Consider the following 12,457-nt stretch of genomic DNA (forward strand, 5'->3'; position numbering starts at 1 on the left):
GGCAGGGAGGGGACGGTGGTGAGAGTCTGGCAGTGGGGCTGGCTGCACCCGGGTTCGAAGGTGGAGGTGGGGGTGGAGAAAGGGAACAGCCACGTTGTACAGGCGCTGAGCAAGAGGGGTAACGCCGCCCCCGTGATGAGAATCCCTATCCATGGAGAGAAAAGCGATTTCTTCACGATACCAGGTTCCCGTTTACCAGGAGCACGGGTATCAGCATCACCGTTGGGCGCCCGACAACGGTAATTTCAACCGCAAAACGGATGACGTCACCCTGCACGTGGTCGGTAACCAGCTCAAAGGCAGCCTCGGTGGCGGGCTGGTGAGCCAGCCAGGCGGTGGGGGCAAACAGGCTGCCATCGGCGGAAGGGAAGACCTGCCAGCCATCGGGCAGGTACCAGTGAATACGCAGATGATCCTGAATTTTGTAAAGATTACGAATACGGAGGATTACTTTTTTGGATTGTCCGTCCCGCACCAGTGGATCGGCGCCGAGGTCCACAGAAATTTCATAGAACGGGAATCGGTGGATCACAGCATGCAGGTTGCTGTAATCGGGTGGGGCGGAGGGGCGGGGCGTCAGGCTCTCCAGGGAGCGGATCGAAGGCTCTCTGGCAAACAGGGAATCCGCCTGAAAGCCCGAAAGATCCGTTGCGGCTTCGGTCAGCTGTACGGGAAGGTGGAAGCCGGCCAGCACCTGCCGGGCAATGGCCTCGGTGCGGCGAGTCATTTCGTCCACATCCTGGGGGAGCTGGTTGCCGAAATATCCCAGTTCTCCGAGGTTGAGGCAGGCGGTTTTAATTTTTCGCCCGATGGGTTCGATCCAGCGCGGTGGAATGGCATGGAAGCCATTTAAAATGCCGAAGATCGATCCGGCAGTGGCGGCGGTGCAGTCGGTATCTTCTCCGCAATTGACGGCAGTACAAACGGTGCGGGCAAAGTCATTTTCACCATATAGGAGAGCCAGCGCAAGCAGGCCAAGGTTGGAGGGAGCATCCCAGCCGCGTTTACCCTCGTGAAAACCTTTCTCGCGGTCGGGGAGCGAGGTGAGTTCAGGGACACCCGCGTGGCTGCTGCCGCGGAAGTGTTGCAAAATGAGATCGCGGGCGGCGTCCCAGGGTTGTCCTTCATCGTAAGCCTGCATGGCCAGGCGCACAGCCCCGGAGATGGCGCAATCGGTGGGGATGTAGGAAAGGCCGATTTCGATAAGCCTGCGCAGGTTGTGTTCGACAAAGGCGGCGCTTTCGAGTGTGGCGCAGAAGACAGCCGCAAAAGTCCCTTCTCCATCTCCGTGATCGAGGATGGCATCCTGATAGGCATAATGAGCAGCCAGCTGAGGGCAACCGGGGGCAATGCACGCCCAGATTTCTGAACGAATAAAAGCTCCACAGCTATCCTTATATTCGTTTTGGAAACTGCCCGAGTAGGGGGGCAACAGGCCCAGGCGCATGTTGTTTTTTGCCGTACCGTATTCGGCCCAGTGAGGGGTCACATAAATGCACCAGTATTCGGCCAGGGTGCGGGCATCCAGATGAATGCCCATTTCTTCCAGGGCTACCAGCCAGAGCAGTTGAATATCCAGATCGTCGTTAGGGAGGGGATCGCCGCCCAGATCCTGGGTGTAAAACGTCACCTGGTTGGTTTGCCGACGCCATTCGAAGGGGGCACCGAGCGTCCCGCCGATGTTTTTCCCCATCCAGCAACCGAGCACCCTGTCACGATATTCCTGTAGATTGAGATAGATCATACCAAACCTTCCGTGGGGAAGAAGAGCCCTGGTGAGAGAATTTTCATGCCCCTGAGAAAATGGAATGGAAGCGAACCTTATACTATTATATATCTATGGATGGACGGAAGGATGTGAATGTGGAGGGAAAGATGGAGTGGACCTCAAGGGAAATCGTTCGACGGACGGTGTTGTTTCAGGGGGCACCCCGGTTGCCCTATGATTTTCCAGAACCTTACGGGAGTGATTTTCTCTGGGTGGGGCTTTCTCCTTCCCCGGATAACCGTCCCTCTTCAGGGCAAGATGAGTGGGGGGCTGTGTGGGCGAATAAGGGGTTTACTCAGCTCGGTGAGGTGAAGGATTTTCCGCTTAAGGATTGGGCAGACTTTGAGCGCCTTAAAATTCCGGATATTCGTGAAGAGCGCCGCTGGCGTGTATTGGATGGTTTGCGCGAGCGAGCTGGCGATCGTTTTATTCTGGCTTCGGGCCTATCGATTTACGAGCGGGTGCATTTCATCCGTGGACTGGAAAACACCTGGATGGACATTTATGACGCCCCCGACCGGCTTGGTGAATTGCTTGACATCCTGGTGGATATGAATCTGTACGCCATTCAGCGGTATGCTGAGGCAGGCGCCGACGGCCTGATTTTTAGCGATGACTGGGGATTGCAAAACCGTTTGATGATCTCTCCCCAGGCCTGGCGGCGAATCTGGAAACCGCGGTACGCGCGCATCTTTGGCGCGGCACGCGAAGCCGGTTTGCTGACTTTTCTGCATTCATGCGGCTATATTGTGGATATTCTGGATGACTTGATCGAGATCGGGCTGCAGGTGATCCACATGGATCAGCAGGAAAACATGGGGTTGGAAACTCTGGGGGCACGGTTTGGGGGACGGTTAACTTTCTTTGCGCCAGTGGATATTCAAAAGACCATGGTGTACGGTACGCTGGATGAAATTCGTGCTTACTGCCGCAAAATGGCCGCACTGCTGGGTCGCCCGGAAGGTGGGTTCATTCCCAGGTGGTACACCGACCCGCGTGGGGCGGGTCATCGACCGGAGGCCATTCAGGCCATGTGTGAAGAATTTTTAAAAATCGGCGCGCATGGGATTTGAATTGTGATAGGATAAAGAAACCAGAACCAGCGCATGCCACGATCTCCGGCGCTTCTGGTCGTTATTGCCTTTCCAGGTGGATCGAAAGGAGAGGTTTTATGGTTCGGGTGAAGTATCCAGCGCTGGCAGGAATCGTTCTGGGAATGATCCTGGCGGTGGGCATGGCGGCATGTGGAGGAAAGCCTGCCGCTGAAGAGCCTGCGCGTCCGTTGAATCCCGGTGGGGCAGGTGAGGCGGTCAATCTGAAGGGTGATCCCGTCAAAGGGGCAGAGATTTTCCAGGCGAACTGTGTTTCGTGCCACGGGGAAGAAGGAAAAGGAGGGGTGGCTAACCCGGGCTCTGACGATGGCGAGGTGCCTGCGTTAAACCCGATTGACCCGACGCTCGTGAGCCAGGATGCCAAAACCTTTGCCACCAATATCGACCTGTTCCTGGAACATGGGTCGACTCCGGCAGGGAGCAGCCCTGCCCTTTCGATGCCGAAATTTGGCGATGACGGGATGCTTCAGCCGCAAGAAATTGCGGATGTGATTGCGTATGTAATCCAGCTCAATCAAAAGTAAGTCTCCCGTTTCTGCCTCCTTCCGGCTATAATCGGGGCATGTTTTTCCGCATGCCCCGATATTTTTGGATCTCTTTGCTGGTGCTCCCGCTGTTGTGGCTGGGCCGGGTGAACCACGCCGCGGCACAGGGTATTCCTACCTCGACGCCGATGCCCGATGGTGCGATTGTTCACATCGTAGCGGAGGGAGAAAGCCTGGCGATGATCGCGGCCTCGTATGGGGTCAGTATGGAAGAAATTCGCGGCCTGAATGGCATGGCCCCCACCTCGAACCTGATTTTTCCCGGCCAGAAGTTAATCATCCGGCTGGCGCCAACCGTTACTCTCACCCCCACCATTACACCGGTAACACCACGGCCTACCCGCACGCCAACGCCGGTCACGCCGACCCGCACGCCTGTTCCCACGCGCACTCCTTTGCCAACTTTCACCCCTACCCCCACTCTTTCGCCCCTGATTGCGGCTTCAACGGAGCTGGTAACCCACTTCCGGCGCCCTTTGCTGATCGGGATGATTGTGGTATGCGCGCTGGGGCTGGTCTGGACAATCTGGGCGGGTTTCCGCAAGTCGTGAAAATTACAAATTCTGGCGGAGCGATTCCAGCTCCTGTTCTAACTGTTCTACTTGCCGCAGGAGCTTCTGAAGGTCGGGTGCGCGGTTCTGTGGTTCATTGAGGGGCCGCTCAGGAGAAAAACGGGTTGACTCCCAGCGGTGGGCGGGGTCAAGTAAAAGGTCAAGTAAGCGCGAAGCCTCAGACACTGCCAGTTTTTCTTCCAGCACCAGGTTTTCGACCCGACGGCGGATTTCGTCTTCGACCATGCCCTGAGGGTCAAATGCGGCCAGAAGCCGGGCACGTATGGTTTCCAGGGTTTCATCGCCGGTGCGGATCAGATGGGTGAGCACGGCGCGGGGGAGCAGCTCACCCAGTTTTTTTTCTTCCTGAAAAAGGATTTGCATCAGTGTGAGCGAGGTCAGGTCGCGACCGGTGAGATGATCCACCACCCTGACTTCCTCCCCGCGCCGGATGAATTCTGCAACATCCTCAAGGGTGACGTACTGCCCGGACTGGGTATCGTAAAGTTTGCGGTTGGCGTAACGTTTAATCAGCGGCATGTCACTTTTCAGAGGCTTTTTTCAGCTCCTCGATCTGCCGACTCAGTTCAGCGATGCGTGCGGCAAGGGCTTCGATGTCTGCCCGGGTGATGGGGGTGGCGCCGCTGGTCTTCTGTTCCTGCTGGCGCCGTTCGCGTTCGATCTTCTCGCGGCGCTCCATCACCTCGCGCACCAGCTTGCGGGCATCGGCTTCGGCCATTTCACCACGCTCGACCAGCCGGTCCATAAAGGCCGAGAGTTCGTCCTGGGCCAGCGAAGCTGCGCCAATGGCGGCGAGTAAGAGGGTGCGGGTGGCTTCGTAAAGCGAGCCCCGAACTTTACTCTTTTCTTCTTTTTCTGCAGTCATTTTATCCTCCAATTCTCATGACGCGATGCGTTATTACACTCATTATAACGCGTCGCGTCATCCTGTCAAGCATCTGTAAAGCATGAACGGTGGGGTTTATGCTATACTGGATTTAAAGTCAGCCATTTCGGCGCTTCTCTTCTTTTTCTATCACACTGCATGAATGTTCGTATCCGGTTTTCCTGGCTGGTAGTCTTCAGCTTGCTGGCGGCATTGCTGGCGAGCTTTTTTTCACAATGGTATCAGACGAATCGCCAGATTGCCGTTCTCAAACAGACCTTTGCCGAGAGCGAGCAAGAGGTAACGCATGCCGTTGTAGATGCGCTCACGGATTCGATTCAATGGGATAACTGGGGGCTGGTGGTGCGGCAGGTAGGCTGGCTGCAACAGGCTACCCGTGCCCAGCGCCTGATGCTGTTGCGAGAAAACGGTCAGGTGATTGTGGAAAGCCGCAGCGGTGGCATGGATGATCCGCTCCCCGCGGCGTTGATCACCGAGGCGCTGGATCAAGGACATGCCTTTCGGTGGAAACCGAAGGGTGATGTTTTACAGGTTGCGGTTCGAATTCCTGCGGAAAACCCTCAACAGGCGCGCCTCTTACTTCGCGAAGTTACCCTGCAGCCTGAACTGCTCGATGTCCGCTTGATGCAGTTTGAAGGCATTCTGCGGAGCGTGCTGCTGGCGTTGGTGCTCGGTTTTGCTGCTGTGGGGCTGCTCTGGACGATGAGCGTGCTTCCGCTCGGGCGTCTGCATGACCTGGCGCTGAGAATTTCGCAGGGCGACTGGCAATTGCGAGCCGGGCCGCATGCCCTGGCCGAGCTGGATGATCTGAGCCGGGCGCTCAACCAGATGCTCGATCGGATTGAAGAGCAACAGCGGGAACTGGAGGCGTTGAACCGCAGTCTGGAGCTTACGGTAGCCGAACGTACGGCTGAACTGGAACAGGCTAACCGGGACCTGGCGCAGCGGGCGGCTGGTCTGGAAATGCTTAACCGCGTTATCGCCAGTGCGTCGTCGGCTTTTACGGTGCATGAGCTGGCCGAAAATTCTCTGCGCCTGATTTTACCCACCCTGGGGGCGGAATTTGGGTGGATCGTGCTGGACGGGAAGGTGGTGGCGGCAAGTTACCCGGAAGAATTCCGCCAGCTGGCCGATCAGGTGATGGGATATGTCCATACTCATTACGATGTTCGGCTGGCTGTGCAGGATTGGATGAAAGATGCGCTTCCTCCCGAACAGGCTTTTTATGCCAGAGACATTGTGCAAAACCGCATCCGCACTTCGGTCAGCATGGCGATTCGCGCCGGTCAGCAGGCCATCGGGCGGATTGACCTGGCCAGTTTACAGCCACGGCAGTGGGTAGAAACCGATCTTCACTTGCTGGAGATCATTGGCCAGCAACTGGGGGTGGCCTTCCAGCGGCTGCAGGATTTCCAGGAAAGCCGTGAAAATTCACGGCTGATGAGCCGACTGGCAGGGCTGGCCAGCCTTTTAAATCGCCCGTTGAGCGTTAACGAAGTGATCGATACCATCGGAAATGGCCTGATCGATCTTTCGGGTGCTTCACGGGCGGCAATCTTCCAGCGCGATTCCGAAGGAACCCTGAGCGCGTTGTGGACGCATCATTTACCTGCCCGCCTGGTGCGTTCACTTCTCGCCCGTGAGAAAGCCTCTCCGGGGTTCTTTTTGCCGGTCAGCCCAGCGCCCGAAGTGATAGAGTGCCTGGATGCGCTCCCCGAAGAACCGCGTTCCTTCTGGCAACAGGCAGGCGGGGGAATTCAGGGGTACGCTGCCTGGCCACTGGCAACCGGTGGAGACCCGATGGTTAGCCTGGTCTGCTTCCATGACCGCCCGGTGGCATACAGCGCTATCCAGAAAGAGGTGCTGGAGGCCTTTTCGCGCCAGGCGGCGATTGCCCTGCGGAATGCCCGTCTGCTCCAGGCCGAACACGAACAACGCGTGCTGGCTGAAGCTCTGCGCGATGTAACAGCTGCACTTTCCAGTACACTGGAGTTTGAAGAGGTCATTGACCGCCTGCTGGAAAACCTGGAAAAGGTGGTTGCCCACGATGGCGCCAACCTGATGATGCTGGAAGACGACATGTTGCGAATGGTGCGAAAGCGGGGGAGATCGCAACTGGAACCCCAGGCCCGGGAGTGGCGCTATCCACTCAGCCAGTTTAAAGTGATGGAGCGTGCCTATTCCACCGGCCAGGTGGTCATCATACCCGATACCTGGCGCGAATCAGAATGGGTGCACCAGCCAGAATCGAGCTGGATTCGCTCTTTTGCAACGGCTCCGGTGCACTCGCGCGGGAAGGTGATTGGCTTTGTCAATGTAAGCAGTGCTCAACCGGGGTTCTACCACGAAAAACACAGTGAACCGTTACAGGCCTTTGCCAATCAGGCCTCTGTGGCGATGGAGAATGCCCGGTTGTATCAGGCCACACGCACCCAGGCGGAAGAGACCAACACGCTGTTGCGTGCCCTGGCGCCCCTGTTTGCCGCCGGGAGTGACCTGGCCACAGTGGCGGAAGAAATTACCCGGGCAATGGTGCAGGAATTCAACCGTGCTCATTGTGGCCTTCTGCTGGTTGACCGAGAGCGTCAGCAATTGAATCTGTTCCGTGAAGGGGGAGATATGCCCCTGGGTTCTTTTTCGCTCCCCCTGGATGGCCCCGGCCTGACGGTGGCAGCGGTTAGAAGCGGAGAAGTGGTGTATGCACCGGATGTATCGCGTGACCCGCGTTATATTAATGCCGATCCACATATTCGTTCGGAACTGGTTGTGCCATTGATTGCCGGTGGCGAGGTGATTGGCGCACTCAACCTGGAAAGCCCTGAACTGGACGCCTTTGACGAGAGCCGCCGGCGCATGCTGGTTACCTTTGCCGAGCGGGCCGCCTGGGTGGTGGCCAATGCCCAGCTCCTCGAGTCCACGCGGAAAACGGCGCGCCAATTAATGCTGCTGAATGAGATCACTCAGCTGGCACTGGCAGGGGGAGAGGCCTCAGGTGTGCTGAAGGAGGTGATTCGCCGGGTGGCGGCGCTGGTAGACGCCGATGGGGCGTATATGACGGCCTGGGAGGAGGAGACGAGGCAAACGATCCCTCTGGCGGCATACGGGCCGAATGCTGATTTGTACACACAGGATATCCCCGAACCAGGGGAAATTAATCTTACCTTTACGATGATGCGGGATGGCCGTTCGGTGGTGGTGGAGGATATTCGTCAGAGTTCTATAATTCCTCCGCATGTTGCAAGTATTTTCCCGATCACTTCTCTGCTGGGGGTGCCATTAAAAGTGAACCAGCAGAAGCTGGGTGGTTTGCTGGTGGGGTTTGTGAACTACTACCAGTTTACCCCCTCCGAAATCGCTGTGATTGAGCAGGCCGCCGGACAAATCGCCTTGATCCTGGCGCGGATGAACGCCCTGCACGAGGCAGAACGAAGGGCCGCTGAATCGGAGCGCTTACGGCAGGCCGGACTCGCCCTGACTACTACCCTGGATCTGGGCGAGGTGGCGCAACTTATCATCCAGCACCTTGAAACACTGATTGCCTTTGATACGGCGGTTGTTTATCTTTACACCCCGGAAGGAATACGTCCTCTGGCTTATCGCAACATTCCTATGGGAGAAGCCTTCCTCAGGCAGTGTTTTCCGAAGGATGATCCTTTGCAACGAGACCTGGAGGCCAGGGACCAACCGCTTTTATTGACGGATGCTCAGAGTGATCCGCGTTTTAAAAACTGGGGCGAAACTTATTCGATTCGCTCATGGATGGGTATTTTATTACGGGCGGGGAATGAAACCATCGGGACGATTGCTCTGGGGCGGACGAAGGTGCAGCCGTTTACGTCAGCCGAGGCGTTACTGGCGCAGTTGTACAGTCATCAGGCAGGCATGGCGCTGCAAAACGCTGTGCTCCATTCTCACCAGCAGCAACTGGCCATGACCGACCCCCTGACTGGTTTATACAACCGACGGGGGTTCTTTGAACTTGCCCGGCATGAGCTGGAGCGCAGTCGGCGCTTCAATCGCCCGCTCACTCTGCTGATCGCTGATATCGACCACTTTAAGCTGGTCAATGACCGTTATGGTCACCCGGTGGGAGATGGTGTGTTACGCGAACTGGCGCGGCGCTTTCGCAGTGTGATGCGTGAGGTCGATCTCATTGGTCGGTATGGGGGTGAAGAGTTCTGTTTTGTACTTCCGGAGAGCGGATGCCAGCCTTCTTGCCCGGCGGCTGAACGCCTGCTGGAGGTGGTGCGCTCCAGGCCGTTCCAGGTGGGTGAGGTGAACGTTACAATCACCATTTCGATCGGGGTCACCACCCTCACCGAGCCGACCATTTCGCTGGAAGCACTGGTGAAGCAGGCCGACGAGGCCCTCTATCGGGCTAAAGCTAATGGGCGCGATCGCCTGGAATACTGGCGTCAGGTTTCGCTGGATCAGTCAATCACAGATGCACATCGTGGCAGGCAGGCCGACGAACCGTAAACTGCGATTCCACAGGTGGCGGGTGATGGGGGTATGGTAAGGCTCCAGGAAAGAAGGGGCGCTCTTCCCGCGTTTAGAATATTTGTTGTCCAGATCAGGTTAGCATTCCGGCGCCCCGCGGAAGAAACGTTGACCACCCGGGCCGGGGCAAAGGCCAGAACCCCATCCAATCTTCTGTGACCTTACCGCGCTTCTCTTGGTGGAGATTCAAACCCTGCTATGACCTGTGTAATTCGTCCTTCCCATTTGCGAATACTGGCCAGCATAGGTGATGAGGCTACGCCTTGCCCGACGCGGTAATTTCAGGGACCAAACCCTGGAGGATCATTGGCGTTATCGCGGGTGGGTAGAGATGCGATCCGTGTTTGCCGGAAAAGGATGTGACTGTGACACGAGACCGCCCCCGGCAAAATGGAACCGGGGGCGGTCTCGGTAACGGAAAAAGGTGCGATGGGTGCCTTAAATGACCCGTTCGCGCAACTTGGCGCTCAGGTAGTCCATGCTGGCGACTACGATGGCAATGGCCAGCATCTGGGCGCTGGCCGCACGGTAGTTAAGCAGATTGATGTTCTGATAAAGCAGGAAGCCAATGCCGCCGCCCCCTGCAAAGCCGATGATGGTGGACATGCGCACATTAATATCCCAGCGGTACATGGTAAAAGAAATATACGGGGGAATGATCTGAGGGATGACTGCATACATGATGGTTTGAAGCCGGCTGGCGCCAGTAGCGGATACCGCTTCGATGGGCCCTTCCATGATGCTTTCAACCTGCTCGGAATAAAGTTTGGCCAGGGCAGCTACGGTGTGCAATGAAAGCGCCAGCACCCCGGCAAAGGGACCAATTCCCACCCAGACCACAAAGACAATCACCATAATGAGCGCTTCGATGGAACGCAGGGCATTGAAAATGGTGCGTGAAATGAAGTAAATGGCCATGCCCACAGGCAATTCATCGTGCACGCCCAGGCGCAGGGCAATGACAGCCCCCAGAATGGCCCCGATGCCAGCGGGGATGATTCGGGTTACCAGAGGATTGTTGAATTGATAAAACCAGTCGAGGGCGGCCATCATGAGCATAAGGAGGAGCGCTCCCGCTGCTGCGGCAAGTACTACGTTAAGCATTTTCAGGCCCGATTCTGGAAGTCTCCGGCTGAGGTGGCGCCCGATGGAGCCTGCCAGACTGGTGGCCAGCCCTGCACCCCCAAGCGCGGCGATGACCGAGAGGAGCATGCCCAGAATATCGCCCAGATCAGCGATGAAAGTCCCGATGAACCCGAAATTCCCCAGATGACTCTCCAGCCAGCTGCCGCTGAGGATGAGGATGCTGGAGAAGAAGGAGAAGACGGCCAGGGCAAGAAGAGAGGCCCCAAGGAGCACGAGGATGCGTGCCAGACGCAACCATGGGCCAGGGGAAGCCAGGTCTTCAGGAGGGATGGCCCAGCGAATAGCCAAGTAGACCAGGCTCAGACCTGCTCCCATTCCGAGGAGACTCCACAGGGCGCTGGTGCGGAGCGGAGAGGTCAGGTTCCCGATCAGGCCTGCGGCCTGTGAACCCAGCCAGAACCCTACCGGGAGCAGGAGCAGATTAAGGGCTACTGCCAGAACCGGGCTGGTGACGTCTCTCATCAGGTTATAGGCGGCAAAGAAACTGAGAGGTACAGCCAGTAAGGTGCCGAAGGTGGTGGCCAGAAGGGCCAGGAATACCGTTTCAACGATTTTGTCCCAGGTTTCGATGGCAGTACGCGAGGGCATGGGAGCCCCTACGCTCAGGCGGGTAGTCGCACGCAGGTGCTGTACTTCGGGGCTGTCTCGTTTGGGCAGTTTGACCTGCAACGAGAAGTTGCCCTGTTCGTCGGCCTGGATGGTGCCTATGGTCAATTTAACCCCGCTGGGGGGGATGAAATTGAGCGGGCCTTTGGAATTGGGGGCAAAATGATACCCATGCACGGTGATCGTCTCGCCCGGAGAAGCGCAGGGTGGATCGGCTTCGATATAGGGCCGGGAACGATCTATCGTGGGTTCAGGAACGCCTCCCTCGGGGCAGGGAACATAATAAGGCAGATCAATTTCTACTTCCTGTTGCTGGAAGGTGACCAGGTCGGGTTTGGCCAGTGCCCGTAGAATGCGCACAAGTTGTTCCTGCCGACGCGGTGAGCGGGTTTCATCAAGGTTAACTTTGGTGACCTGAAACCCATAAGCATATACCACTAACCCGAAAAGGATGGCCAGCCCCAGCCCAGCAGATTTAAGCAATTGCCGGTTTGGTTTCTGCATAGTTTCTACCCCACTCGTTCGGCGTCGCGGCCGTAGATTTCTTTGAATTTCTGATCATCAATTTCTCCCGGCAGGCCATCAAATACTTTCCGGCCTTCGTTGAGCGCCACAACCCGGTCGGCATAACGATGTACAAGGTCGAGAAAATGCAGGCTGCAGAGCACGGTGACGCCGTCTTCCTTGTTGATTTTTTCCAGGTATTGCATAATGCTGTGGGCAAGGACGGGATCGAGGGAGGCCACGGGCTCATCTGCCAGAATCATATCCGGATCCTGCATCATGGCGCGGGCAATGCCTACCCGTTGTTGCTGGCCGCCCGAAAGGTCATCAGCACGGACGTTGGCTTTGTCGGCGATGCCCACCCGTTCTAACTGACGCATGGCTTTTTCAATATCCTTCCGGGGAAAGCGGTTAATCAGGCTGAGCGCCGGGTTGACATATCCCAGCCGCCCGCTGAGCACGTTGGTCAGCACGGTAGAACGCTGGACGAGGTTGAAGTGCTGGAATACCATTCCGATCCGCCGACGGATGAGGCGGAGGTCTTCTCGAGATGCAGCGGTGATGTCCAGCCCGTCCCAGAGAATTTGCCCGGAGGTAGGCTCAACCAGCCGGTTTATACACCGCAGCAGGGTCGATTTGCCCGAGCCACTGAGGCCGATGATGGCCACGAACTGCCCTGCGGGCACGTCAAAGCTCACATCGGTCAGAGCCTGGACGCCCCCGGGATAAATTTTGGTCAGGTTCTTAATTTCAAGCATGGGTCATGAATGGTAGAACAGAACGGGCAGGAGTGCCCTGCCCGTTCTGTGAGTAAAAAA

At 57.0% G+C, this 12,457-nt stretch carries 9 protein-coding genes; 4 read left to right on the plus strand and 5 right to left on the minus strand.

The window, feature by feature from the left end; all coding sequences use genetic code 11:
* Positions 1-172: 172 nt before the first annotated feature.
* Complete coding sequence (locus ATHL_RS01215) at positions 173-1,744, minus strand: ADP-ribosylglycohydrolase family protein (RefSeq protein ID WP_062188958.1); 1,572 nt, start codon at positions 1,742-1,744, stop codon at positions 173-175.
* A 95-nt stretch (positions 1,745-1,839) separates the two neighbouring features.
* On the opposite strand from ATHL_RS01215, the gene ATHL_RS01220 reads away from it, so the two are divergent.
* The 3 genes from ATHL_RS01220 to ATHL_RS01230 all read left to right on the plus strand — a co-directional run bounded on the left by ATHL_RS01220 (position 1,840) and on the right by ATHL_RS01230 (position 3,976).
* Positions 1,840-2,841, plus strand: a complete 1,002-nt coding sequence (locus tag ATHL_RS01220) for a uroporphyrinogen decarboxylase family protein (RefSeq protein ID WP_062188960.1) — start codon at positions 1,840-1,842, stop codon at positions 2,839-2,841.
* Between the two features lie 98 nt (positions 2,842-2,939).
* Entirely contained in the window at positions 2,940-3,404 is a 465-nt protein-coding gene (locus ATHL_RS01225; RefSeq protein ID WP_062188962.1) for a c-type cytochrome, read from the plus strand.
* A 38-nt stretch (positions 3,405-3,442) separates the two neighbouring features.
* Positions 3,443-3,976 carry a LysM peptidoglycan-binding domain-containing protein gene (locus tag ATHL_RS01230; protein ID WP_062188964.1) on the plus strand — a complete coding sequence of 178 codons (534 nt, stop codon included), beginning with the start codon at positions 3,443-3,445 and terminating at the stop codon, positions 3,974-3,976.
* A gap of 3 nt (positions 3,977-3,979) precedes the next feature.
* Here ATHL_RS01230 and ATHL_RS01235 read toward each other — a convergent pair whose 3' ends face one another.
* Both ATHL_RS01235 and ATHL_RS01240 read right to left on the minus strand, forming a co-directional pair.
* A complete protein-coding gene (locus tag ATHL_RS01235) occupies positions 3,980-4,516 on the minus strand; it encodes a polyhydroxyalkanoate synthesis regulator DNA-binding domain-containing protein (protein ID WP_062188967.1) in 537 nt (178 codons plus the stop codon).
* Between the two features lies 1 nt (position 4,517).
* Positions 4,518-4,862 (minus strand): hypothetical protein, encoded by a 345-nt coding sequence (locus tag ATHL_RS01240; protein WP_062188969.1) that lies wholly within the window; start codon positions 4,860-4,862, stop codon positions 4,518-4,520.
* 159 nt (positions 4,863-5,021) lie between these two features.
* Here ATHL_RS01240 and ATHL_RS01245 point away from each other — a divergent pair, with 159 nt between their 5' ends.
* The gene (locus tag ATHL_RS01245; RefSeq protein WP_062188971.1) at positions 5,022-9,362 is read left to right on the plus strand and encodes a GAF domain-containing protein; all 4,341 of its coding nucleotides are present in this window, start codon (positions 5,022-5,024) and stop codon (positions 9,360-9,362) included.
* 459 nt (positions 9,363-9,821) lie between these two features.
* On the opposite strand, the gene ATHL_RS19110 is transcribed toward ATHL_RS01245, so the two are convergent.
* Both ATHL_RS19110 and phnC read right to left on the minus strand, forming a co-directional pair.
* Positions 9,822-11,639 carry an ABC transporter permease subunit gene (locus tag ATHL_RS19110; RefSeq protein ID WP_062188973.1) on the minus strand — a complete coding sequence of 606 codons (1,818 nt, stop codon included), beginning with the start codon at positions 11,637-11,639 and terminating at the stop codon, positions 9,822-9,824.
* A 5-nt stretch (positions 11,640-11,644) separates the two neighbouring features.
* A complete protein-coding gene (phnC, locus tag ATHL_RS01255; protein WP_062188975.1) occupies positions 11,645-12,397 on the minus strand; it encodes a phosphonate ABC transporter ATP-binding protein in 753 nt (250 codons plus the stop codon).
* Positions 12,398-12,457: the final 60 nt, after the last annotated feature.

It is taken from the genome of Anaerolinea thermolimosa (genome assembly GCF_001050195.2).
In the GTDB taxonomy this organism is placed as follows: Bacteria; Chloroflexota; Anaerolineae; order Anaerolineales; family Anaerolineaceae; genus Anaerolinea; species Anaerolinea thermolimosa.

Bases quoted from the DNA above. Each gene is read 5' to 3' on its own strand.
- ATHL_RS01215 (WP_062188958.1), bottom strand. From the start codon at position 1,744: ATGATCTATCTCAATCTACAGGAATATCGTGACAGGGTGCTCGGTTGC.
- ATHL_RS01220 (WP_062188960.1), top strand. From the start codon at position 1,840: ATGGATGGACGGAAGGATGTGAATGTGGAGGGAAAGATGGAGTGGACC.
- ATHL_RS01225 (WP_062188962.1), top strand. From the start codon at position 2,940: ATGGTTCGGGTGAAGTATCCAGCGCTGGCAGGAATCGTTCTGGGAATG.
- ATHL_RS01230 (WP_062188964.1), top strand. From the start codon at position 3,443: ATGTTTTTCCGCATGCCCCGATATTTTTGGATCTCTTTGCTGGTGCTC.
- ATHL_RS01235 (WP_062188967.1), bottom strand. From the start codon at position 4,516: ATGCCGCTGATTAAACGTTACGCCAACCGCAAACTTTACGATACCCAG.
- ATHL_RS01240 (WP_062188969.1), bottom strand. From the start codon at position 4,862: ATGACTGCAGAAAAAGAAGAAAAGAGTAAAGTTCGGGGCTCGCTTTAC.
- ATHL_RS01245 (WP_062188971.1), top strand. From the start codon at position 5,022: ATGAATGTTCGTATCCGGTTTTCCTGGCTGGTAGTCTTCAGCTTGCTG.
- ATHL_RS19110 (WP_062188973.1), bottom strand. From the start codon at position 11,639: ATGCAGAAACCAAACCGGCAATTGCTTAAATCTGCTGGGCTGGGGCTG.
- phnC (WP_062188975.1), bottom strand. From the start codon at position 12,397: ATGCTTGAAATTAAGAACCTGACCAAAATTTATCCCGGGGGCGTCCAG.